Origin of the sequence: Dactylosporangium sp. CA-139114, assembly GCF_050955725.1 — a bacterium.
Lineage (GTDB): Bacteria > Actinomycetota > Actinomycetes > Mycobacteriales > Micromonosporaceae > Dactylosporangium.
Genome location: NZ_CP192080.1, coordinates 3,852,352 through 3,875,152, shown reverse-complemented (window position 1 = coordinate 3,875,152; position 22,801 = coordinate 3,852,352). Strand labels below are relative to the sequence as shown.

Genomic DNA, 22,801 nt, shown 5'->3' with positions numbered 1-22,801 from the left:
CCCCGGGACGCAGGACGGTTCAGCAGCTCGACGCGAAGCCGATCAGGGCCGTCGAGTTGCAGGACACGTTGATCGGCGCCTGGATCGTGGTCGACGTCTGGTTGCCGTTGCCGAAGCCGGCGTTGAAGCCGGTGTTCCAGCCGCCGCCGCCCGCGTTGACCGCCCACGCGCCGCCGTTGCCGCCGTTGCCGCCGTTGCCGTTGCCGTTGCCGCGGTCGTCGTACGAGGCCGCGTTGGCGTTGCCGTTGCCGTTGCGGTGCTTCTTGTGCTTCTTCTTGTGGTTCACGCCGTAGGCGTTCGCGTTGCCGTTGCCGTTGCCGTTGTTGTAGCCGGCCCCGCTGAACGCACCGCCGCTGCCGTTGTAGGCCACCGCGCCGCCGTTGCAGTTCGCGCTCGCGAAACCGATGATCGCGATCGAGTTGCCGCAGATGTTGACGGGCGTCTGGATGGTGGTGGAGCTCTGGTTTCCGTTGCCGAAACCAACGTTGGGCCCGCTGTTCCAGCCATCGGCGTGAGCGGCGGTCCCGGTGAGCGCGAGGCCACCCATTGCCAGCGCGGCCACCTGCACCGACCGGATGAGCCAGCGTTTCATGATGACGACCTTTCGACGAGTGATCGACGGGGAACGTCCGTCGCGATGTCCACCTAACCCGAAATGCGAGCTGCGGACGGATATTTCGCGAAATCTCGTCACGCAATGCACCCACCCGGTGACATAACGTAGTCTTTTCCGGCACGCCTGCGGGGCCGTTCGGTCAGCGGCGGCGGCGCTTGAGCAGGTACCGCACCAGCAGCACGAGCGCGACGACGCCCGCGCCGCCGAGGATCCACAGTTGGTAGCGCCGCAACTGCTCCACGTTGTTGCCCACGACGGCGCCGACGGTGACCCACATCGCCGTCCACATCACGCCGCCGATCGCGTCGCGGGGCGCGTACTGCCGCCAGGGCAGCGCGGTGGCCCCGGCGATGATCCCGTTGGTCTGGCGCAGGCCGTCGATGAAGCGCGCGACCACGATGATGTTCTTGCCCCGGGTGGCGACGAACCGCTCCGCGCGCTCCAGGCGCTGCTCGGTCAGCCCGACGCGGCGCCCGAACCGCAGCACCGCGGGCCGCCCGGCGCGCCGGCCGAGCAGGTAGCCGAGGTTGTCCCCGGCGATGGCCGCGACCAGCGTGACGACGGCGACGACCACGACGTCCGCGGTGCTGCGGTGCGCGGCCACGGCCGACAGCGTGACGATCGCCGTGACCGCGGGGGTCGGGATGCCCAGACCCTCCAGCAGCACCAGGATCGCCAGCGCCGGGTAGCCGTACCGCTCCAACTGCTCCATCGATCAAGATCCTGCCACGGGTACACTCGCAGGCGATGCCCAGCTGGTATGAATCGCACATCGACCGGCAGATCCGCGAGGCCCAGGAGCGCGGCGAGTTCGACGATCTGCCCGGCGCCGGCCGCCCGCTGCCCGACCACGGCGAGCTGTACGACGAGGACTGGTGGGTCAAGGACCTGGCGCGCCGCGAGCGCCTGCCCTCGGGCATACCGCCGACCCTGCGCCTGCGCCGCGAGGTCGAGGACCTGCCGGAGTCCCTCGGCGCCTTCCGCACCGAGGAGTCCCTGCGCCGGGCGGTGGCCGACCTGAACGTGCGCATCGAGCGCGCCCGCCGCGGCCTGATCGAGGGCCCGCCGACCCTGCTGCGCCCCCTGGACGCGGACGCCCTGGCCGCCGAGTGGCGCAGGCGTTGACAGCGACCCCGCTGAACTGTTAGTCAGTCTTCCTATTAGTTGACCTGGAGGGCTGGCTCGTGAAGATCGCGGTTGTGGGCGGCGGCTCGACGTATACCCCGGAGCTCGTCGACGGCTTCGCCCGCCTGGCCCCGTTCGCCTCGGAGATCGTCCTGCTGGACCCGGCCGCCGACCGGCTGGCCGTGGTCGGCGCGTTCGCCCGGCGCATCCTGGCGGCCCAGGGCTCCCGCACCACGCTGCGCTGGACGTCGGACGTGCACGACGCCCTGGCCGGCGCCGCCACCGTGGTCATCCAGCTGCGCGTCGGCGGCCAGCAGGCCCGCATCAGCGACGAGACGTTCCCCCTGGCCTGCGGCTGCGTGGGCCAGGAGACCACCGGCGCCGGCGGCTTCGCCAAGGCCCTGCGCACGGTGCCGGTCGTGCTGGACATCGCCCGGCGGGCCGACCCCGGCGCATGGATCGTGAACTTCACCAACCCCGTGGGCATCGTGACGCGGGCCCTGCTCGACGACGGCCACAAGGCCGCGGGCCTGTGCAACGTGGCGATCGGCTTCCAGCGCCGCTGGGCCGCGGCCCTGGGCGTGGACCCGTCGGCGGTGACGCTGGACCACGTCGGCCTCAACCACCTGACGTGGGAGCGGGCCGTCTACGTGGACGGCACCGACCGCCTCCCGGCCCTCCTGGACTCCTCCCTGGAGGAGATCGCCGCGGGCGTGCAGATCCCCCCGGCGGTGGTGCGGGCCCTGGGCTGCGTCCCGAGCTACTACCTGCGCTACTTCTACTGCCACGACGAGGTGGTGGCCGCGGAGCGCCACGAGCCGACCCGGGGCGAGCGGGTCCTGCAGATCGAGCGGGAACTGCTGAGCATGTACGCCGATCCGGCCCTGGACCGCAAGCCGGACCTGCTCTCGCAGCGGGGCGGCGCCTTCTACTCGGAGGCGGCCGTGGGCCTGATCGCGTCCCTGCACGACGACGACGGCGGCGTGCACGCGGTGAACGTGCGCAACCGGGGCTTCCTGCCCTTCCTGCCGGACGACGCGGTCATCGAGACCACCTGCCGGGTCGGCGCCGGGGGCGCGACCCCGGTCCCGGCGCCCCCGCTGCCGGCCCACCTGGCCGGCCTGATCTCCGGCGTGTCGGCCTACGAGGACCTGGCGGTGCGGGCCGCGGTGTCCGGCGGGCGGGAGCGCGTCTACCGCGCCCTGCTCACCCACCCCCTGGTGGCCCAGCACGACAAGGCGGAGCGCCTGACCGACGACCTGCTGGCCGCGAACCGCGAGCACCTGCCGTGGCTGGCATGACCGCCCGCCCCGCCACCGCCCCGGCCGGCCGGCGATGACGGCCCGCCTCTACGCCGCGGCCGACGGCGGCAACTCCAAGACCGACGTGGTCCTCGGCGACTCCGACGGCCGCGTCCTGGCCCGCGTCACCGGCCCGACGATCTCCCCGCACGTGCTGAGCTTCGAGGGCGCCCTGGCCCAGCTGTCCGCCCTGGTCGCCCGGGCCCGCCGCGAGGCCTCCCTGCCGTCGTCGATCGAGCTGTCCCACCTGGCCGTCTACACCGCCGGCGCCGACCTGCCGATCGAGGTCGACCGCCTCAACACCGAGGTCTCGGCCCTGGCCCTGGCCGCCACGACGACCGTCGACAACGACCTCTTCGCCCTCCTGCGGGCCGGCTCCGCCACCCCCGACGCGGTCGGCGTCGTCTGCGGCGCCGGGATCAACGCCGCCGGCCGCCGGGCCGACGGCGCGACCTCCCGCTTCCCGGCCCTGGGCCAGCGCTCCGGCGACTGGGGCGGCGGCCACCACCTGGCCGCCCTGGCCCTGTACCACGCCGTCCGCTCCGAGGACGGCCGCGGCCCGGCGACGGCGCTGCAACCGGCCGTGCGCGAGCACTTCGACGCCCCGACCGTCGAGGCGGTGGCCATCGCGCTGCACCTGGGCGACCTCCCGGCGTCCCGGCTGGACGAGCTCTGCGAGGTCATGTTCGCGGTGGCCACGGCCGGCGACGAGCTGGCCACCCGGGTCGTGCGCCGCCAGGCCGACGAGATCGAGTCTCTTGTCCGCGTGTGCGCGAAGCGGCTGGACCTCCTGCAGTCGCCGTACACGATCGTCCTGGGCGGCGGCGTCCTGACGGCCCGCCACCCGGTGCTGCACGACGCTCTTCTGCCCCGCCTGCACGCACTGTCGCCCCGCGCCACGGTGAACGTCCTGTCCTCCCCGCCGGTGGCCGGCGCCGCGCTGCTGGCCCTGGACACCCTGCACGGCGGCCCGTGCCCACCGGCCCTGGAGTCCGCGGTGCGAGCGGCGCTGTAGCCACCGCCGGCCCAGTGCGGCCGCGCCCGTGTCGGTTCTGGTAGCCCCCTCGCACCGGTGGAAGGATTGGTGCCCATGACCGACGCTGGACCCCTGGGCGCCGAGGAGGCCGCGTTCATCGCGGTGGCTCGCTCAGGCGACTCGGCGCGGTTCGCGCTCATCACGGAGCGCCACCGGCGTGAGCTGCAGGTGCACTGCTACCGGATGCTCGCGAACTACGAGGATGCGCAGGACATGACGCAGGAGACGTTCCTGCGAGCGTGGCACAAGCGGGAGTCGTTCAAGGGCCACGCCGCGCTGCGGACCTGGCTGTACCGGATCGCGACGAACGTCTGCCTCGACTTCCTGCAGCGGCGCCAGGACCGCACCCCCGTGCCGTCCGGGCTGCCGGACGCCGGCTCGGAGGTGCGGTACCTGCAGCCGTACCCCGACCGGATGCTCCCCGAGGACCCGCAGGACTCGGTGGTGGCGCGGGAGACGATCGAGCTGGCGTTCATCGCCGCCGTCCAGCACCTGCCGCCGCGGCAGCGGGCGGTGTTCATCCTGCGTGACGTCGTCGGCTGGCCGGCGTCGAAGGCCGCCGACGCCCTCGAGCTGACCGTCGCATCGGTGACCAGCGCGCTGCAGCGGGCGCGCGTGACGATGCGCGAGCAGCTGCCCGGCCGCCGCCTCGACTGGCGCAGCCCCGCCGCCCACGAGCTGTCGCTTGACGAGCGCGGCGTGGTGCAGGCGTACATCGACGCCCACGAGCGCAACGACCTCGACGGGCTGATGTCCCTGCTGCGCGACGACCTGCGCTTCGTGATGCTGCCCCAGGCGGGCACCTCGGCCGGCACGGCCAAGGACGCGGTGGACGGCTGGGTCCGCGGTGGGCTCTTCCGGCCCGGCCACGACGACTGGCGCTGCATCGCCACGACGGTCAACCGGATGCCGGCCGCCGCGCTGTACCTGCGCACCCCCGGCGACCCGGCGTACCGGTTGTACACCCTCGCGGTCCTGCACATCGTCGACGGGAAGATCGCCGAGCTCACCGGATTCGACGCCACCGGCAAGCCATGGCTGGGCCTGCCCCCGGCACTGTGATCGGGCAGGTCCCCCGCCGGCGTCGCCGGCGGGGGACCTGCGCGTGCTCATCGCCTCGTCTCGTACCGGGTCAGCACCACGCCGCCGGGGAACGTCCGCGTCTCCACGAGGTTCAGGTGCACCCAGCTGTCCAGCGCGGTGAAGAACGGCGTGCCGCCGCCCACCAGGACCGGGTAGGTGACCAGCAGGTACTCGTCGATCAGCCCGGCCCGCATGGCCGCCCCGGCGAGCGTCGCACCGACGATGTCCATCGGCCCGCCGTCCTCCGCCTTGAGCCGGGTGATCTCGGTGACCGCGTCGCCGGTGACCAGGCGGGTGTTCCAGTCGACCGGGCCGAGCGTCGAGGAGAACACCACCTTCGGCATGTCCCGCCAGCGGCCGGCGAACTCGATCTCCGCCGGTGTGGCGCCGGGCCGCTGGTCGGCGGTCGGCCAGTGGGAACTCATCGCCTCCCACAGCTTGCGCCCGTACAGCGCCAGGCCCGTCGCCCCCACCCGGTCGGACCACCACTGGAACAGCTCGTCGCCCTGCGACGAGTCCGCTCCCTCATCCCCACTCCAGCCGAGGTCGTCGCCGGGCGCGGCGATGTAGCCGTCCAGGGTCACATTCATGCCGAAGGTCAGTTGTCGCACCATGCCAGCCTCTCGTCGGTCGGTTGCATACGTACAGACGGGCGCTGCGCGAAAACCTCATCGGTGCGCGCCGCCGGCGGCCGGCAGTTCCCGCGCGGGCACGCCCGGCCGCTCGACCGGCGTTCAGTCCCCGGTGAACTCCGCGAACGCCTCGAGGGCGTCCGCATCCCCGTACGGCCTGGTCACGTAGTGCTCGGCCCACCAGCCGGCCTGCGGGTGCCGGCCGGCGGCGATGCGCTCGGCCGCCGCCCCGGCGTCGTAGGCGGTGCGCCGCAACTGCACGACACCGTCACCGAGCAGGGCCCAGTACGCGCCGGCCGGGCCGTAGTTCATCCCGACGCTGCCCGGGTTCACCACGCGCCGCCCCGCGGCGAGCCGGTCGAACGGCATGTGCGTGTGCCCGCACACGACCAGCCCGGCGTCGACGCCTTCCAGCACCGTGTTCCACCGGGAGATCGGCGAGTCGACGAGGACGAACTCGTCGTCCCGGCGCGGGGTGGCGTGGCAGAACAGGGTCGGGCCGAGTCCGTCCACGTCGAGCGTCACGGTCATCGGCAGGCCGGCCATGAGGTCGCGGTGCCGCTGCTCGATCAGGGCCGCGCAGGTGGCGGCGTCGGCCGCGTTGCGGCCCCCGCCGGGCTTGCCGTCGAAGGCGTCGACGAGCTCGCGCTCGCCGTTGCCATGCACCCATGTGGCACGGTCGCCGAGGCCGGCGAGCACGTCGAGGGTCTCGGCCGGCATCGGGCCCCCGGCGATGTCGCCGAGCAGGACGATCCGGTCGGCCCCGTGCGCCTCGACGTCGGCGAGGACCGCCTCGAGCGCGGGAAGGTTGGCATGGACATCGGCAAGCACCGCCACTCTCATCCCTGCAACATACGTGTGCGGCGTCCGCCGCCGCCGCGATGATGAAGGCCGGGTTAAGCGCTCTGGACATGAACAGTTAACAAACCTAATAATGGCGACCACCGTCGATGGAGGTCGCCCATGAAGCCCACCAAGCGCGCCGCGCTCATCCTCGGCGCCGCAACCCTGCTGGTCACAGGCCTGTTCGTGGCCACCAACGCGTATGCGGCCAACCTGCTGTCCAACCCCGGCTTCGAAAGCGGCAACCTGTCGGGCTGGTCGTGCACCGGCTCCGGCTCGGGCGCGGTCACCTCGCCCGTGCACTCCGGCTCGTACGCCCTCAACGGCAACGCCACCAACGCCGACACCGCCCAGTGCACGCAGACCGTCACCGTCCAGCCGAACACCGCGTACACCCTCTCCGGCTGGGTCCGCGGCAGCTACGTCTACCTCGGCGTGACCGGCGGCGCGTCCACGTGGACCCCCGCGGCCACGGCCTACACCAAGCTCACCGTCCCGTTCACCACCACCGCCGGTCAGACCTCGATCCAGGTGTACCTGCACGGCTGGTACGGCACCGGCGCGTACAACGCCGACGACATCTCCCTGGACGGCCCCGGCACCCCGCCCACGACGACCCCGCCGACCTCGTCGTCACCGTCGAAGAGCCCCTCGGCGAGCGCGAGCCCGTCGAAGAGCCCGTCCGCGAGCGCGAGCCCGTCGAAGAGCCCGAGCACGAGCCCGACCACCCCGGTCACCGGCATCCCGAAGCACGCGCTCATCGGCTACCACCACGCCAGCTTCGCCAACGGCTCCGGCTACATCCGCATGGCCGACATCCCCGCCGCCTGGGACGTCATCGACCTCGCCTTCGGCGAGCCGACCAGCGTCACCTCCGGCGACATCCGCTTCAACCGCTGCTCCGCCGCCGAGTGCCCGGGCGTCGAGTCCGACGCCGAGTTCCTCGCCGCCATCAAGGCCAAGCAGGCCCAGGGCAAGAAGGTCCTCATCTCCATCGGCGGGCAGAACGGCCAGGTCCAGCTGACCACCACCGCCGCCCGCGACGCCTTCGTCAGCTCCGTCAGCGCCATCATCGACCGGTGGGGCCTCGACGGGCTCGACATCGACTTCGAGGGCCACTCGCTCTACCTCAACGCGGGCGACAGCGACTTGCGCAACCCGACCACCCCGGTCGTCGTCAACCTCATCAGCGCCCTGAAGTCCCTCAAGGCCAAGTACGGCGCCAAATTCGTGCTCACCATGGCCCCCGAGACCTTCTTCGTGCAGCTGGGGTACCAGTTCTACGGCGGCACCACCCAGGGCGACAACCGGGCCGGCTCCTACCTGCCCGTCATCCACGCCGTGCGGGACTTCCTCACCATCCTGCACGTCCAGGACTACAACTCCGGGCCGATCTGGGGCCTCGACAACCAGTACCACACCATGGGCGGCGCGGACTTCCACATCGCCATGACCGACATGCTCAAGGCCGGCTTCCCGGTCGCCAACACCGGCCAGACCTTCCCCGGCCTGCGCGCGGACCAGATCGCGATCGGCGTCCCGGCCGCGGTCAGCGCCGGCAACGGCTACGTCGCCAACAGCGTCGTGCAGTCCGCGGTCACCTGCCTGGTCAACGGCTCCGGCTGCGGCGGCTACACCCTGCGCGGCGGCCCCTCGCCCGCGCTGCGCGGCCTCATGACCTGGTCGATCAACTGGGACCGCTACTACAACTGGGAGTTCCAGAACGCCCAGCGCCCCTACCTGAACACCCTGCCGTAGACGCTTGCCGTAGGTTCGACGGGTGAGCGCACTCGACCTGGTGACCAGCTGGCCCGTACCGACCGCCGCCGTGGCGGTCGTGGACCCCAAGGGAGTCCGCGACCGCCACGGCCCGGACACCGCCCTGCCGTGGGCGTCGGTCACCAAGCTGCTCACCGCCCTGACCGTCCTCGTGGCGGTCGAGCGCGGCGACGTCCTGCTCGACGAGCCCGCCGGCCCCGAGGGGGCGACGGTCCGTCACCTGCTCGCGCACACCTCCGGTGTCGCCTTCGACACCGACCAGATCCTCGCCGGCCCCGGCCGCAAGCGGATCTACTCCAACACCGGCTTCGAGCTGCTCGCCGACTTCGTGCTCACCCGCACCGGCGGCACCTTCGCGGAGCTCATGACCGAGTCGGTGCTGCGGCCGCTGGGCATGGGCGGCACCCGCCTCGAGGGCTCCCCCGCCGCCGGCGCCGTCGGGCCCGTCTCCGACCTCGCCCTGCTCGGCCAGGAACTGCTCGACCCCTCGCTCGTGCCCGACCTCATGCCCGAGGCGGTCACCGTGCAGTATCCGGGCGTCACCGGCGTCCTGCCCGGCTTCGGCCGCCAGGACCCGAACGACTGGGGCCTCGGCTTCGAGCTGCGCGACCACAAGTCGCCGCACTGGACCGGCGCGAACAACTCGCCCCGCACGTTCGGGCACTTCGGCAAGACCGGCACCTTCCTGTGGGCCGACCCCGACGCGGGCCTCGCCCTGGCCTGCCTCACCGACCGGAACTTCGACACCTGGGCCGCCGAGGTCTGGCCGGAGCTGTCCGACGCCGTGCTCGGCGAGCACGGCGCCGGATCAGGCTCCGGGCACCACCCGGCGTCCTAGTACCAGCCCGCCGTCGACCAGTCGTCGGCCGACCAGTAGTGACCGCTCCAGTAGTGCCCCGACCAGTAGTGGCCGGTCCAGTACTGCTCGGACCACGCCGGGTCGCTCCACGAGCCGGTCCCGGTCCACGGCGTGCCGCTCCAGGTCGCCGCCGACCACGTCCGCGAGGTGTACGGCGGCACCCACCGCTGGTTGTCCTGGTCCAGGCAGTCCCACAGCTGCAGCTGGACGCCGTTGGCGGAGCTCGAGTCGGTGACGTCCAGGCACCGGCCCGAGCCGGCGTTGATCAGCTGCCGCGCCGAGGTCACCTTCCACTGCTGCGCCGGCGTGCCGTTGCAGTCGTAGAGCTGGATCTTGGTGCCGTTCTGGTTCGCGGCCGCGGTCACGTCCATGCACTTGCCCAGCGCGCGGACGGTGCCGTCGGACTGCAGCTGCCAGTACTGCGCCGGCGTGTTGTTGCAGTCGTACAGCTGGATCGGCGTGCCGTTGTTGTTCATCCGGTTCATGACGTCGATGCACTTGCCGGCCAGGCCCGCGATCTGCCCGGTGCCGCCGGTGCCCCCGTCGCCGGTCCAGGTGTCGCCGGCCATCCGGTTGCCCATCCAGACGCCGCCGTTCCACGTCTGCTTCTGCGCGGCGAGGCTCGCCCACGCCGCGTTGTTGAACGGGCCGAAGATGGTCCGCTCGCCCGTCAGGGCCACGTTGTCGACGGTCAGGTGGTTGCCGCCGCGGGTCGTCTCCACCGAGCCGGTGCCGGTGCCCTTCGCGAACGTCTGCGTCACGCTCGGCGTGCCGAGCGCGGCCGACGCGGCCACGTTGAGCTCCTTGAAGCCCTTGCCGGTGCCCGTGCTCAGCGCCGAAGCGCCGTTGACGAGCAGCGCCTTCACCTGGTCCGGGGTCAGCGACGGGCGCTGCTGCAGCAGCAGCGCCGCGGCCGAGGACACCACCGCGGCCGCCTGCGAGGTGCCGGAGCCCTTGAAGCCGGTGCTGCCGACGCGGGCGCCCGGGTAGGTCTGGTCGACGTAGGAGTTGATGTCCCGCAGCGACACGATCGACTCGCCCGGGGCCAGCAGGTCCACCTTGCGCGACCCGGCCGAGCCGTTGGTGAACGCCGCCAGCTCGTCGTCGCCCGTGCTCACCGTCTGCTTCGTCGTCGACGCGCCGACCGCCACCACGAACGGGTCCATCGCCGGGTTCGTCAGCGCCGTGGTCGAGCTGCCGTCGTTGCCGGCCGCGATGACGACCACGATCCCGGCCTGCCACGCCTGCTCGACCGCGTACATCAGCGGGTCGACGCTGGCGGCCGACATGCCCGCCGTGCCGTACGACAGGTTGATCACCCGGATCGGGTTCGCCGGGTCGTAGTTGCGGTTCTGCACCACCCAGTCGATCGCCGCGATCATCTGCGTGACGTCGGCGGCGCCGGTCGCGGTGCCGACCTTCACCGAGGTCACCTTGGCCTTGGGCGCGAGGCCGACGGTACCGCCGGCCGGGTCGTTGCCGACCATGATGCCCGCCATGTGCGTGCCGTGGCCGAACGTGTCGAGGTAGCGCAGCTGCGCCGACTGCGACTCGAACGACAGGTCGGGCCCGTTCACGACCTGCCCGGCCGGCAGCCCGGTCACCGGCGCGATGCCGGTGTCGACCAGCGCGATACCGACGCCCTGCCCGGTCAGCGGCGCCGCCGAGCCGGTGTCGGCCCGCACGATCGACCGGACGCTCTTCAGTGTCGTGCCGGCGCTCGTCGGCCACTCGTCGGCGAGGAACCCGCCGCCGGCCTTCCTCACGGCCGTGCCATCCCCGGGCAGTGCCGCCGCGGCCGGGGTGGCCGCGGCGAACAGCCCCAGCGTCGCCATCGCGGCCGCCGCACTCCAGCGCCGGCCCGCTCTCGTTTTGCTCATCAACCATCTCCCCGTCCATGGAGCTTCCGATGATCACGATGCGCCGCCGGCAACGGAAAGTCACGGCCTGACCACGAGAACGCGCCGAACGCCCGACAGGATTTCCTCAGCGCTGTCGTACGGCCGGTGAGCTGCGCAAACGATTCGCCCGACAGATCACCAGGCCCACGCCTCGGGCCCCGGTCCCCCGTTGCCGACCGGCGGGAAGATCGCGTTCAGCCGCTCCTCAGCGTCATCGGTGAGCGTCGTGCCGAGGGCCTCCAGCGCGTGGTCGAGCTGCTCCGGCGTGCGCGGCCCGACGATCGGCGCGGTCACCCCCGGCCGGGCGAGCAGCCACGCGAGGGCGACGGTCGCCGGGTGCACGCCGAGGTCCTCGCAGAACGCCTCGTACACCTCCAGGACGTGCCGGTGCTCGGCGACCCGCGCGGCCGCGTGGGTCGTGGTCCGCCCGGCCGCGGCGTCCCGGTGCTTGCGCAGCGCCCCCGACAGCAGCCCCTGCGCGAGCGGCGACCAGGGCAGCAGCCCGATGCCCAGCGCCTGCGCCGCGGGCACCACCTCCAGCTCCACGGCCCGGGTCAGCAGGCTGTACTTGAGCTGCTCCGACACCAGCCCGAGCGAGTGCCGCCGGATCGCCGCGGCCTGCGCGCCCGCCAGGTGCCAGCCGGCGAAGTTGGAGCTGCCGACGTACACCACCTTCCCCTGCGCGACGAGCACGTCCATCGCCTGCCAGATCTCCTCCCACGGCGTGCCGCGGTCGACGTGGTGCATCTGGTAGAGGTCGATGCGATCCGTGCGGAGCCGCCGCAGCGACGCCTCGCACGCGGCGACGATGTGCCGCGCCTGGACTACCTCAAGGACGCCGAGTACCCGCCGTGGTCCCTGGACGGCCACCCGCTGTTCCTGCTGCCGACCGCCTTCACCGGCACGAAGGCCTGGATCATGGACTCGGCCGCCGGGCGCGCGCTGTGGTATCCGCCGCGCGCCCTGGGCGCCCTGTTCGCCGCCCCGCCGGCGCCCCCGGAGCCCCTGGCGGCGCTGCTGGGCGCGACGCGGGCCGCGGTGCTCGCCCTGCTGGCCGACCCCGCCAGCACCGGCGACGTGGCCGAGCGGCTCGGCCTCGCCCCGGCCACGGCGTCGCACCACCTCACCGCCCTGCGCGACGCCGGCCTGATCGTGGCGGCCAGGTCGGGCCGCCGCCTGCACTACCGCCACACGGACCTCGGCGAGCGGCTCACGACCCTGGGCTGAGCGACCGGGCGGGCGCTCAGAACTCCGCGAGGTGCCGCAGCGCCTCCTCGACCAGCGGCTGCAGGGGCACCGGCGGGTCCGCGTGCAGCCAGCGGTGCGTGGCCGCGTCGCACGCGGCCGCCACCGCCCCGCCGACCACCTCGGGCAGCAGCGACGCCGGCGGCAGCCCGAGCCGCTCCGCGATCGCCGACGACAGCGCGTCCTGCATCGCCGCCCGCACGCGCAGATACTCCCCCTGCATCGCCGGCGTCGCCAGCACCATCCGCAGCCCCGCGAACCACACCCGGTCGGGCACGTGCTCCGGCACCGCCCCGCCACCGAACTCGGCCAGCATCGCCGCCTCGATCGCGGCGCGCAGCGGCTCGCCCGGCGGCCGCGCCCGCAGCGCCGCCCCGGCCCGCTGGGCCCGGTCCACGGCCAGGGCGCAGATCGCCTCCGCCTTCGAGGAGAAGTAGTTGTTGAAGGTGCGCGGCGACACGCCCACCTCGGCCGCGATGTCCTCGACAAGCACGCCGTCGAAGCCGCGCTCCACGCTCAGCCGCAGCGCGGCCAGCGCCAGCGCCCGCCGTGTCGCCTGCTTCTTGCGTTCCCGCAGGCCCGGTTCCATCCCACCAGCGTAGCAAAACGTGCCGGATCAGCAACTTTGCGTGGTGCGCAAGAAACAACCTCAACTCGGGACGAACCCGGCCGATCACCGGCTCATGGTGCGGGACCGGCTCTGGATCGGCCTGCTCGGGCTCGGGCTCGGGCTCGGGCTCACGGCCACCGCGCCGCGGGCGGGCCGATGTGCTGCCCGGGCCGGCGTTCCCGCTCGTCGGCACCCTCTCCGCACTTGCCGGCCGGGCTGTACCCGCTGCTGGACGTCGTCATCGTGCTGCCCGGGGTGAACCTGGCGTTCATTCGCCGGGGACCTCGGCCACGCCGTGGTCGGCCGCCAGGGCCACGTGACCGCGTCGCCGCTGCCGGACCTGCCCTACCTGCTCGCCTTCAGCGCCGGCGGGGCGGCCGCCCCGCACCCGAGCGCCGGCGCCCTGGCCAGGTCCATCCCGCTGCCGATCCAGGCCTGGTCGCCGGCCCGGATGCTCATCGCCGGCCCCGCGGTCGCGGCCCCGTTCGCGCTGACGGTACCGCTGCCACATCCGACGCCCCTGTCGCGCTGGACACTCGGCGTCGGCGCGGGAACGGGTCGCCGAACCCGTCGCCGTTCGGTCAGACTGATCGGATGCCGGACGACGATGACCTGAACCCGCCGCTCGACGACGCCAACCTGTGGCTCGAGGACGTCGAGGGCCCGGAGGCGCTCGCGTGGGTCCGTGAGCGCAACGCCGAGACCGTCGCCGCGCTGACCGGCGGGGAGCGGTTCGCCGCCCTGCGCGACGGCATCCGGGCGGTGCTCGACGCCGACGACCGCATCCCGATGATCGCCTGGCACGGCGAGCGCGTCTACAATCTGTGGAAGGACGCCGGGCACCCCCGCGGCCTCTGGCGGCGCACGACGCTCGAGTCCTACCGCGGCGGCACCCCGGACTGGCAGACCGTCCTGGACCTCGACGCGCTCGCCGAGGCCGAGGGCGAGAACTGGGTCTGGCAGGGCGCCACCTACCTGCGCACCGGCCCGCTCGCCGGGGAGCACCGCTGCCTCGTGGCGCTCTCGCGCGGCGGCGCCGACGCCTCCGTGGTGCGCGAGTTCGACCTCGACGCGCTCGAGTTCGTCAAGGACGGCTTCGAGCTGCCCGAGGCCAAGAGCAGCGTGAGCTGGATCGACGCCGACTCGATCTTCGTCGGCACCGACACCGGCCCCGGATCGATGACCTCCTCGGGCTACCCGCGCCAGGTGCGGGCCTGGCGGCGCGGCACCGCCGTCGCCGACGCGCCGGTCGTGTTCGAGGGCTCCCCCGACGACGTGTCCGTCCGCGCCACCTCCGACCCGTCGGTCGACGGCCGCCGCGCGATCGTCCGGCAGGCGACGGACTTCTTCAACGCCCGGCGGTACCTGCTCGTCGACGGCGAGCTCACCGAGCTCGACGTCCCCGAGGACGCCGGCGTCGACATCCACCGCGAGTGGCTGCTGGTGCGGGTCCGCACCGACTGGCCGGTCGCGGGCGTGACGCATCCGGCGGGCACCCTGCTCATCACCCGGCTGGAGTCGTACCTGTCCGGCGACCGCACGCTCACCCCGCTCTTCACGCCGGACCCGCACACCTCGCTCAGCTACGCGGAGTGGACCCGCACGGGCCTGATCCTGGTGCTGCTGGCCGACGTGCGCAGCCGGCTGGAGCTGCTGTCCTTCGCGGACGGCGAGTGGCGCCGTCAGGTGCTCGGCACCGAGCTCGGCCAGACCGACGTGTGGACCACGAACCAGGACGCCGACGAGCAGTACCTGCTGCTGTCCAGCGGCTTCACCCTGCCCCCGACGCTGCGCCACGGCGTGCTCGGGTCGGCCGAGGGGCCCACGATCCTCAAGCAGGGCCCGGCGTACTTCGAGACCGACGGCATCGAGACCCGGCAGTTCTTCGCCACGTCGGCCGACGGCACCCAGGTGCCCTACTTCGTGGTCGGGCGCCCCGGCGCCGGACCCGGCCCGACCCTGCTGTCGGGCTACGGCGGTTTCGAGGTGTCCCGCGTCCCGACGTACAACTCGATCATCGGCCGCGGCTGGCTCGCCCGCGGCGGCACCTACGTCGTGGCGAACATCCGCGGCGGCGGGGAGTACGGGCCCGCCTGGCACCGCGCCGCCCTGCGCGAGCGGCGCCCCCGCGCCTACGAGGACTTCGCGGCCGTCGCCGGCGACCTCGTCGAGCGCGGCATCACCACCCGCGAGCAGCTCGGCGCCGAGGGCGGCTCCAATGGCGGGCTGCTCATGGGCGTGATGCTGACCCGCTACCCGGAGCTGTTCGGCGCGATCGTGTGCGCGGTGCCGCTGCTGGACATGCGCCGCTACCACCTGCTGCTCGCCGGGGCGTCATGGATGGCCGAGTACGGCGACCCCGACGACCCCGAGGACTGGGCCTACCTCTCGCTGTTCTCGCCGTACCAGAACGTGCGCGACGCCGTGCCGTACCCGCCGACGCTCATCACCACGTCGACCCGCGACGACCGGGTGCACCCCGGGCACGCGCGCAAGATGGTGGCGCGGCTGCGCGAGCACGGCAAGAACGTCACGTACTACGAGAACATCGAGGGCGGCCACGGCGGGGCGGCCGACAACGCGCAGCTGGCCTTCAAGTGGGCCCTCGCGTTCGAGTTCCTGTGGCGGACGCTCGCGCCTTAGGCCGGGGCGAGCGCCAGGTCGTCCGCCGCGATCCTGCGGCGGGTGGTGCGGCGGTAGCGGTAGACCTGCACGGCGCCGGCGATCCACAGCAGGTACTGCACCGCGAACGCCCAGCGGAACGCGGACAGCGTCGGGTGCTCGGCGCCCGGCGCCGTCCGCACGTCCAGGATCACGCCGACGGCGATGACGAGCACGATCGAGGCCGCGAACCCGCCGACGTTCACGATGCCGGTCGCGCCGCCGATGCGGTCCGCGGGGTTGAACGAGCGCGCGTAGTCGAAGCCGATCATCGAGCCGGGCCCGTTCACCGTCAGGACCAGCACCAGCACGGTCAGCAGCCACAGCGGGGCGCGCCCCGGCCACAGCAGCACCACGGTCCAGGCCAGCGCGGACGCGCCGACGATGCCGAGGACGAGGGTCGAGCGGTGGTACGGCAGCCGCCCGCAGAAGTGCCCGATCGCCGGGCCCATCACGAGGCCGCCGACGGTGAGCAGCGACAGCAGCACCGCGGCGGTGTCCGGGGCGAGGCCCTCGCCCTGGGTCAGGAACGGATACCCCCACAGCAGCGCGAACACCGAGCCGGAGAACTGCGTGACGAAGTGCGTCCACAGCCCCAGCCGCGTGCCCGGGTGGTCCCAGGAGTGCCGCAGGCCGAGCTTGCGCGGCGGGCCGCCGGCGGTCTCGGCGGCCTCAGCGGTCTCCGCGGTCTCGGGCTGGTCGCGCAGGGAGACCAGGACCAGCACGACCGCCACGGCACCCAGCCCGGCCGCGCCGAGGAACGTCGCCGTCCAGCCGGCGTGGCGCAGCAGGAGCACCAGCGGTACCGCCGACGACAGCGCGCCCAGCTGCCCCAGCATGCCCGTGAGCTGCACCATGAGCGGGTTGCGGCGGGGCGGGAACCACATCGCGACGATCCGCAGCACGCTGATGAACGTCATCGCGTCGCCGACCCCGATGAGCACCCGGGCGCCGATCGCCGTGCCCACGTCGCCGGCGAAGGCGAACACGAGCTGCCCGGCGAGCATGAGCGCGCCACCGGCGGCGAGCAGCCGGCGGGAGCCGAACCGGTCCAGCAGCACACCGACCGGGATCTGCATCGCCGCGTACACGGCCAGCTGGGCCACGGAGAGCGTGGACAGCAGCGCCGTGCCGACGCCGAGACGCTGCGCGGCCTCGACCCCGGCGACGCCGAGGGAGGAGCGGTGGAAGACGGCGACGGCGTACGCGAGGAGCCCGACGGACCACATGATGTAACGGCGCATAGCGTGACCAACGCTATCGGCCCATGGGCGGGATGCGGGGTGAGTGTGACGGCCCTCAACTGTGGGTTTGCAGACACCGCCTACGCTGTCGGGGTCTGCTTTGCCGTTTCTCGTCCGGTTGACACGCACCAGGGGAACCCCGTCATGACCGACCCGACCGCCCTGACCGAGCGCCCGATCGCGTGGGAGCACTCGGGCGACGGCGAGTTCCCGTACCACGCCGAGGTCGACGGCCGCGCGCTGACCGTGCGCGTCAACGACTTCCCGGCGGAGCCGGTCTACACCCTCATCGTGGACGGCGCGGAGCTGGCCGATCTCGACGACTGGCCGCGGCCGTGGCGGCGGCCGCCGCTCCCGACCCATCTGCTGGACCTCGTGGCCCGCCCCGTGACGGCGGAGCTGCTGGGCACCTGGGCCCGCCGCGTGTGCGGCGTGACCACGGAGCACGCCGCCGAGGTCGCCGACCTGCTGGGCCTGCCCGCCCCGACCCAGGACGAGCTGGGCCGCCTGTTCGTGCAGCCCAGCCCGCCCGGGACCGCGTGGTTGCAGCTGTTCATGAACGACCGGGCGGGCCTGGCCTCGGTGGAGGTCCGCTTCGCCGAGCCGTCGCTGACCCGGGCCGACCTGGACGCGTGCTTCGGCCCGAGCGCGAACCTGCCGCGGGTGCACTGGGACTCCCCCCACGTGACCGCGCACCGCATCACCACGCCGGACGCCCCGCTGTCGTGCACCCTGTTCGCGTCCTTCGACGAGGCCGCGGGCCCGGCTTCCCGCGCCTTCCAGATCTCGCTGCGCCGCGACCACCACTGAGCGTGCCGACCCCTTCGACGCTCCGGATCGACCGCCATGATCAGTTAGGTGGCGGAGGGTAAGCTTAGGTAAGCAAGATGAGCCCCGGCCGACCGACCCGCATGCATCCGCGAGGCCGCGGGGTCACCAGCCCAACCACGCAGCGCCCGCTCGAACAGGTCCGTCTTCGCCGCCACCCCGACCACCCCGACCACTCCGACCACCTCGACCACTTCGACGACCTCGATCCGACCACTCCGACCACCTGGGCCGCCCGGTCGCGGTCCCCGGACGAGCCCGCCGCGGTCACCAGCCGCGCAGCGCCCGCTTGATCGGGGCCGCCTTCGCCGCCGCCTCGGCCACCTCGGCCACCGGGTCGCTGTCCCAGACGATCCCGCCGCCGGCCCACAGGTGCGCCCGGCCATCCGCGACCGCCACCGTGCGGATCGTGAGGCCCAGGTCGACCTCGACGCGGCCGAAAGGCGCACCGGGCCCCGGCGCCCCGTGCCCGATCCACCCGCAGGCGCCCATGCTCGGGCCGCGGCCGACGGGCTCGAGGCGCGTGGCCACGTCGATCGCGGCGAGCTTCGGCGCGCCCGTCACCGAGCCGCCCGGCCAGACCGCGGCCAGCAGCTCGGCCAGGCCCACGCCCGGCGCGAGCCGCGCGCTGACCGTCGACTCGGCCTGCCACAGGCCCGACCAGCGGCGCAGCGCGAACAGCTCGTCGACGCGCACCGAGCCGACCTCGGCCACCCGGCCCAGGTCGTTGCGCTCGAGGTCGACGATCATCACGTGCTCGGCGCGCTCCTTCGCCGAGGCCAGCAGCTCGGCCCGGCCCTGTGCCGTCGCCGGGCGGGTGCCCTTGATCGGGCGGGTGACGGCCCGGCCGCCGGCCACCGCCACCAGCGTCTCCGGCGACGCCGAGGCGACCCACCAGCGCTCGCCGCGCAGCACGCCGCCGTAGCGGGCGCCCGGGAGGGCCGCGACACGCGCGAGCGCGGGCCCGGGGCCGGCGCCGAGACCAGGGCCGAGGCTGCCTCCGGAGCCGGAGCCGGAGCTGAGGCCGGAGCCGGGGCCGCGGCTACCGCCGGGGCCGGGGTTGGGGCTACCGCCGAGGCCGGGGTTGGGGCTGCTGGGGCTGCCACCGGGGCCAAGGCCAAGGCCGATCCCGAACGGGGCGCTGGTGTGCCCGACGAGGTTCACGACGTACACGTCGCCGCGCGCGATCGCCGCCCGCACGCCGCCGACCGCCGCCGCGTGCTCGGCCTCGGTCCAGCTCGGCGTCCACGGGCCGAGGAAGGCGACACCCCCCGGTGAACCAGCCGAAAAATCGGATATTTCCGAAACGCCCGGGGAATCGGCAGCACGGGGCGGGGCCGATTCGCGCCATGTGCATGAAGAGGCAAGTCGCCCCGAATCCGGAGAATCCGCAGCCGGGGCCGGTGCAACGTTCATGGTTCCGGGTGACGAATAGGCGACAGTTGTCCCGGGCGCGGGTGACCGGCGAGGGCCGTGCGAGTACGCCACCGCCACCAGATCCGGCACGGAGGGTGCCGGCGACGGGGTCACGGAGGGTGGCGACAGGAGGACCGAAATCCCACAGGTGAACGCGTCGGTGACGGTGGGTGACGCCGAGAGATCCGCAAAATGCACGCCGTGCGACGCGGCGAACTCGATCAGTAATTGAAGAGGGTCTCCGCCGTCCCGGGAATACCATTCAAGGCGGGAGCGCTCCCAGACGCGGGCTCTACACGCGCCGGGTAACCCGGGCGGGTGAAGATCCACTGTCCCGGGCTCATACCCGACGACCGGTCCTAGTGTGCTCATACGAAGGGTGGATTATCCCCAAGTTGTGCCGTCACATGTTCGGAATAGTGTCGTTGGCCGTAGTAGCGTGCATCACTGGTCATGTGAAGAACCCCACAGACCTCAATTGAATCTCTCAAATCGGAGACCCCCGATGCTCTGCCAGCACCAGCCCCCCTGTCCCACCGCCGAAGACACCGACCGCGAGGCCGCCCGCGTCTCCGCGAGCCACCCCGAGCAGGGGTGGAGCCTGCTCTGCAACGGCGTCATCGTCTTCGAGGACACCGGAGAGCTTCTGCCCGATTGCTCCGTGATCGAGCCTCACCGCGGCTGGGCGCCGCACACGCTGGTGGGCGCCGCGCCGCGGTAACACTCCGTAGCTACGGGGAAGTCACTCTTCGTAAGCGGAGGCTGGAGGGCAGGAGCACACCAGGTTCCGGTCTCCGTAGCTGTCGTCGATGCGGCGCACCGGCGGCCAGTACTTCGCCTCGCGCGAGGCCGCCGTCGGGTAGGCCGCCACCGACCGCGGGTAGGCGTGCTCCCACGAGTCGTCCGTCACCACCGCCGCCGTGTGCGGCGCGTTCACGAGCGGGTTGTCCCCGGCCGGCCACTCGCCCGCCGCCACCCGATCGATCTCCGCCTTGATCGCGATCATCGCGTCGCAGAAGCGGTCCAGCTCGCCCAGGTCCTCGCTCTCGGTCGGCTCGACCATGAGCGTCCCGCTCACCGGGAACGACATCGTCGGGGCGTGGAAGCCGTAGTCGATGAGCCGCTTCGCCACGTCGGCGACGGTCACGCCGCTGGCCTTGGTGATCCCCCGCAGGTCCAGGATGCACTCGTGCGCGACGAGGTGCTCCGCGCCGCTGTAGAGCACCGGGTAGTGCTCGCGCAGCCGGGCCGCCACGTAGTTGGCCGCCAGCACCGCCGTCGCCGTCGCCTTCGCGAGGCCGTCGGGGCCCATCAGCCGCAGGTACGCCCACGGGATCGGCAGGATGCCGGCCGAGCCGAACGGCGCCGCCGAGACCGGGCCGACCGGCGCGTCCGCGGCGAGGAACGGGTGCGAGGGCAGGAAGCGCGCGAGGTGGGCGCGGACCGCGACCGGCCCGACGCCGGGGCCGCCGCCGCCGTGCGGGATGCAGAACGTCTTGTGCAGGTTGAGGTGCGACACGTCGGCGCCGAACTGCCCGGGCTTGGCGAAGCCGAGCAGCGCGTTGAGGTTGGCCCCGTCGACGTAGACCTGGCCGCCGGCGTCGTGCACCTTCCCGCACAGCTCGGCGATGCCGGTCTCGTACACGCCGTGCGTCGACGGATACGTGACCATGATGGCCGCGAGCCGGTCGCGGTGCTGCTCGATCTTGCGGTCGAGGTCGGCGAGGTCGACGTTGCCGAGCTCGTCGCAGGCGACCACGGCGACCCGCATCCCGGCCATGACGGCGCTGGCCGCGTTGGTGCCGTGCGCGCTGGACGGGATCAGGCACAGGTCGCGCTCGGTGTCGCCGCGGTCGTGGTGGTACGCCCGGATCGCCAGCAGCCCCGCGAGCTCGCCCTGCGATCCGGCGTTGGGCTGCAGGCTCACGGCGTCGTAGCCGGTGACCTCGGCGAGCCAGCGCTCGAGATCGGCGATGAGGCGGCGGTACCCCTGGGTCTGCGCGTCGGGCGCGAACGGGTGGACGTTCGCGAACTCGGGCCAGGTGATCGGCTCCATCTCGGTGGTCGCGTTGAGCTTCATGGTGCAGGAGCCCAGCGGGATCATGCCGCGGTCGAGCGCGTAGTCCTTGTCGGAGAGCCGGCGCAGGTACCGCAGCATCGCCGTCTCGGAGCGGTGGCTGCTGAACACCGGGTGCGTGAGGTAGTCCGACGCGCGGCGCAGCGGCGCCGGGACCGTGTCGGCCGTGTCGAGCGCGGTGACGTCGGCGTGGGCGAGGCCGAAGGCGGCGAGCACGTCGCGCAGGTGCCCGAACGTCGTGGTCTCGTCGCAGGCGATGCCGACCCGGTCGGCGTCGACGAGGCGCAGGTTGATCCCGCGCGCCGCGGCGGCCTCGACGATCTCGCCGGCCCGCCCCGGTACGACCGCCGTCACCGTGTCGAAGAAGGCCCGGTGCTCGACGGTCACCCCGCCCGAGCTGAGCCCGGCGGCGAGGCGCACGGCCATGTCGTGGGTCCGCGCGGCGATCTCGCGCAGCCCGTCGGGGCCGTGGTAGACGGCGTACATGCTCGCGACGACGGCGAGCAGCACCTGCGCGGTGCAGATGTTGCTCGTCGCCTTCTCGCGGCGGATGTGCTGCTCGCGGGTCTGCAGCGCGAGGCGGTAGGCGGGGGCGCCGCCGGCGTCCTTGGACACGCCGACGAGCCGGCCGGGCAGGGTGCGCTCGAGGCCCTGGCGGACCGCGATGTACCCGGCGTGCGGGCCGCCGAAGCCCATCGGCACGCCGAAGCGCTGGGCGCTGCCGACGGCGACGTCGGCCCCGATCGCGCCGGGCTCACGCAGCACGCAGAGGGCGAGCAGGTCGGCGGCGACGGTGGCGATCGCGCCCCGCTCGTGGGCGAGGGCGATGAGGGCCTCGTGGTCGCGCACGGCCCCGGAGGCGCCCGGGTACTGCAGGTGCAGCCCGAAGAACGCCTCGGGAAGCTCCTCGACGGCGAGGTCGAGCACGCGCACCTCGATGCCGAGCGGTTCGGCGCGGGTCCGGATGACGGCGAGGGTCTGCGGGAGCACGTCGGCGTCGACGACGTACACCTCGGACTTCACCTTCGACGAGCGCCGCGCGAGGGTCATCGCCTCCGCGGCCGCGGTCGCCTCGTCCAGCAGCGACGCCCCGGAGACCGGCAGCCCGGTGAGGTCGGCGACGACGGTCTGGAAGTTCAGCAGCGCCTCGAGCCGGCCCTGGGAGATCTCCGGCTGGTACGGCGTGTACGCCGTGTACCACGACGGGTCCTCGAGCACGTTGCGCAGGATCACCGGCGGGGTGTGGGTGCCGTGGTATCCGAGGCCGATCATCGACACCAGGGTCCGGTTCGCCGCGGCGAGGGCGCGCAGCTCGGCCAGCACCTCGGCCTCGGACGCGGCGAGCGGCAGGTCCAGCGGCTTGTGCCAGCGGATCGAGCCGGGGATGGCGGCGGTCATGAGGTCCTCGACCGTGGAGTATCCGACGGTCTTGAGCATCCGGGCCTGCTCGTCGGCGCTCGGGCCGATGTGCCGCGCGGCAAAACTGGTCATGGGCCACACTCTCTGGGCGGATCGCGGGACAGGGGGCGAACGTGCGCTCCTCCC

20 protein-coding genes and 3 pseudogenes are annotated in these 22,801 nt (G+C 73.0%); 11 read left to right on the top strand and 12 right to left on the bottom strand.

Annotated features, from left to right (window positions below; all coding sequences use genetic code 11):
• Nucleotides 1-19: 19 nt before the first annotated feature.
• Nucleotides 20-592, bottom strand: a complete 573-nt coding sequence (locus ACQP2P_RS17620) for a chaplin family protein (protein WP_433617341.1) — start codon at nt 590-592, stop codon at nt 20-22.
• Between the two features lie 163 nt (nt 593-755).
• Entirely contained in the window at nt 756-1,328 is a 573-nt protein-coding gene (locus ACQP2P_RS17615; RefSeq protein WP_433617339.1) for a DedA family protein, read from the bottom strand.
• Between the two features lie 35 nt (nt 1,329-1,363).
• Here ACQP2P_RS17615 and ACQP2P_RS17610 point away from each other — a divergent pair, with 35 nt between their 5' ends.
• The 4 genes from ACQP2P_RS17610 to ACQP2P_RS17595 all read left to right on the top strand — a co-directional run bounded on the left by ACQP2P_RS17610 (nt 1,364) and on the right by ACQP2P_RS17595 (nt 5,140).
• A complete protein-coding gene (locus ACQP2P_RS17610) occupies nt 1,364-1,741 on the top strand; it encodes a DUF1992 domain-containing protein (protein WP_433617338.1) in 378 nt (125 codons plus the stop codon).
• A gap of 59 nt (nt 1,742-1,800) precedes the next feature.
• Nucleotides 1,801-3,042, top strand: a complete 1,242-nt coding sequence (locus tag ACQP2P_RS17605) for a 6-phospho-beta-glucosidase (protein WP_433617336.1) — start codon at nt 1,801-1,803, stop codon at nt 3,040-3,042.
• A 34-nt stretch (nt 3,043-3,076) separates the two neighbouring features.
• A complete protein-coding gene (locus ACQP2P_RS17600; protein WP_433617334.1) occupies nt 3,077-4,057 on the top strand; it encodes an N-acetylglucosamine kinase in 981 nt (326 codons plus the stop codon).
• 75 nt (nt 4,058-4,132) lie between these two features.
• Nucleotides 4,133-5,140 carry an RNA polymerase subunit sigma-70 gene (locus ACQP2P_RS17595; protein WP_433617332.1) on the top strand — a complete coding sequence of 336 codons (1,008 nt, stop codon included), beginning with the start codon at nt 4,133-4,135 and terminating at the stop codon, nt 5,138-5,140.
• A 47-nt stretch (nt 5,141-5,187) separates the two neighbouring features.
• Here the strand turns inward: ACQP2P_RS17595 and ACQP2P_RS17590 are convergent, their stop codons facing one another.
• Together ACQP2P_RS17590 and ACQP2P_RS17585 are read right to left on the bottom strand one after the other, a co-directional pair.
• Nucleotides 5,188-5,775 carry a dihydrofolate reductase family protein gene (locus ACQP2P_RS17590; protein ID WP_433617330.1) on the bottom strand — a complete coding sequence of 196 codons (588 nt, stop codon included), beginning with the start codon at nt 5,773-5,775 and terminating at the stop codon, nt 5,188-5,190.
• A gap of 120 nt (nt 5,776-5,895) precedes the next feature.
• Nucleotides 5,896-6,636, bottom strand: a complete 741-nt coding sequence (locus ACQP2P_RS17585) for a metallophosphoesterase family protein (protein ID WP_433617328.1) — start codon at nt 6,634-6,636, stop codon at nt 5,896-5,898.
• Nucleotides 6,637-6,756: 120 nt separating this feature from the next.
• Between ACQP2P_RS17585 and ACQP2P_RS17580 the strand changes: the two genes are divergently transcribed.
• Together ACQP2P_RS17580 and ACQP2P_RS17575 are read left to right on the top strand one after the other, a co-directional pair.
• On the top strand, nt 6,757-8,394 hold the full coding sequence (locus tag ACQP2P_RS17580) for a chitinase (RefSeq protein ID WP_433617326.1): 1,638 nt from the start codon (nt 6,757-6,759) through the stop codon (nt 8,392-8,394).
• Nucleotides 8,395-8,416: 22 nt separating this feature from the next.
• A complete protein-coding gene (locus tag ACQP2P_RS17575; RefSeq protein ID WP_433617324.1) occupies nt 8,417-9,253 on the top strand; it encodes a serine hydrolase domain-containing protein in 837 nt (278 codons plus the stop codon).
• On the opposite strand, the gene ACQP2P_RS17570 is transcribed toward ACQP2P_RS17575, so the two are convergent.
• Together ACQP2P_RS17570 and ACQP2P_RS17565 are read right to left on the bottom strand one after the other, a co-directional pair.
• Nucleotides 9,250-11,154: a S8 family serine peptidase gene (locus ACQP2P_RS17570; RefSeq protein ID WP_433617323.1), complete on the bottom strand. Its 1,905-nt coding sequence runs from the start codon at nt 11,152-11,154 to the stop codon at nt 9,250-9,252. The two genes, ACQP2P_RS17575 and ACQP2P_RS17570, sit on opposite strands and share 4 nt — an antisense overlap.
• 156 nt (nt 11,155-11,310) lie before the next feature.
• Nucleotides 11,311-12,000: pseudogene (locus ACQP2P_RS17565) on the bottom strand (aldo/keto reductase); the annotation flags it as partial.
• 93 nt (nt 12,001-12,093) lie between these two features.
• Here ACQP2P_RS17565 and ACQP2P_RS17560 point away from each other — a divergent pair.
• Nucleotides 12,094-12,402, top strand: a complete 309-nt coding sequence (locus tag ACQP2P_RS17560; protein ID WP_433619174.1) for an ArsR/SmtB family transcription factor — start codon at nt 12,094-12,096, stop codon at nt 12,400-12,402.
• 16 nt (nt 12,403-12,418) lie between these two features.
• On the opposite strand, the gene ACQP2P_RS17555 is transcribed toward ACQP2P_RS17560, so the two are convergent.
• Together ACQP2P_RS17555 and ACQP2P_RS17550 are read right to left on the bottom strand one after the other, a co-directional pair.
• The gene (locus ACQP2P_RS17555; RefSeq protein WP_433617321.1) at nt 12,419-13,009 is read right to left on the bottom strand and encodes a TetR family transcriptional regulator; all 591 of its coding nucleotides are present in this window, start codon (nt 13,007-13,009) and stop codon (nt 12,419-12,421) included.
• Nucleotides 13,010-13,158: 149 nt separating this feature from the next.
• Nucleotides 13,159-13,302 (bottom strand): hypothetical protein, encoded by a 144-nt coding sequence (locus tag ACQP2P_RS17550; RefSeq protein WP_433617319.1) that lies wholly within the window; start codon nt 13,300-13,302, stop codon nt 13,159-13,161.
• 44 nt (nt 13,303-13,346) lie between these two features.
• Between ACQP2P_RS17550 and ACQP2P_RS17545 the strand changes: the two genes are divergently transcribed.
• Together ACQP2P_RS17545 and ACQP2P_RS17540 are read left to right on the top strand one after the other, a co-directional pair.
• The gene (locus ACQP2P_RS17545) at nt 13,347-13,646 is read left to right on the top strand and encodes a hypothetical protein (RefSeq protein ID WP_433617318.1); all 300 of its coding nucleotides are present in this window, start codon (nt 13,347-13,349) and stop codon (nt 13,644-13,646) included.
• Complete coding sequence (locus tag ACQP2P_RS17540) at nt 13,625-15,673, top strand: prolyl oligopeptidase family serine peptidase (RefSeq protein WP_433617316.1); 2,049 nt, start codon at nt 13,625-13,627, stop codon at nt 15,671-15,673. Before ACQP2P_RS17545 ends, ACQP2P_RS17540 begins: the two co-directional genes overlap by 22 nt.
• On the opposite strand, the gene ACQP2P_RS17535 is transcribed toward ACQP2P_RS17540, so the two are convergent.
• A complete protein-coding gene (locus tag ACQP2P_RS17535) occupies nt 15,670-16,935 on the bottom strand; it encodes an MFS transporter (protein ID WP_433617314.1) in 1,266 nt (421 codons plus the stop codon). The genes ACQP2P_RS17540 and ACQP2P_RS17535 overlap by 4 nt on opposite strands.
• 144 nt (nt 16,936-17,079) lie before the next feature.
• Here ACQP2P_RS17535 and ACQP2P_RS17530 point away from each other — a divergent pair, with 144 nt between their 5' ends.
• Nucleotides 17,080-17,745, top strand: a complete 666-nt coding sequence (locus ACQP2P_RS17530) for a hypothetical protein (protein ID WP_433617312.1) — start codon at nt 17,080-17,082, stop codon at nt 17,743-17,745.
• 285 nt (nt 17,746-18,030) lie between these two features.
• Here the strand turns inward: ACQP2P_RS17530 and ACQP2P_RS17525 are convergent.
• Together ACQP2P_RS17525 and ACQP2P_RS17520 are read right to left on the bottom strand one after the other, a co-directional pair.
• A pseudogene (locus ACQP2P_RS17525) lies at nt 18,031-18,741 on the bottom strand (chorismate-binding protein); the annotation flags it as partial.
• 153 nt (nt 18,742-18,894) lie between these two features.
• Nucleotides 18,895-19,023: pseudogene (locus ACQP2P_RS17520) on the bottom strand (aminodeoxychorismate component I); the annotation flags it as partial.
• Between the two features lie 661 nt (nt 19,024-19,684).
• Here ACQP2P_RS17520 and ACQP2P_RS17515 point away from each other — a divergent pair.
• Complete coding sequence (locus ACQP2P_RS17515; protein WP_433076258.1) at nt 19,685-19,900, top strand: DUF5999 family protein; 216 nt, start codon at nt 19,685-19,687, stop codon at nt 19,898-19,900.
• A 21-nt stretch (nt 19,901-19,921) separates the two neighbouring features.
• Here ACQP2P_RS17515 and gcvP read toward each other — a convergent pair whose 3' ends face one another.
• Entirely contained in the window at nt 19,922-22,747 is a 2,826-nt protein-coding gene (gene gcvP / locus ACQP2P_RS17510; protein WP_433617311.1) for an aminomethyl-transferring glycine dehydrogenase, read from the bottom strand.
• Nucleotides 22,748-22,801 lie beyond the last annotated feature (54 nt).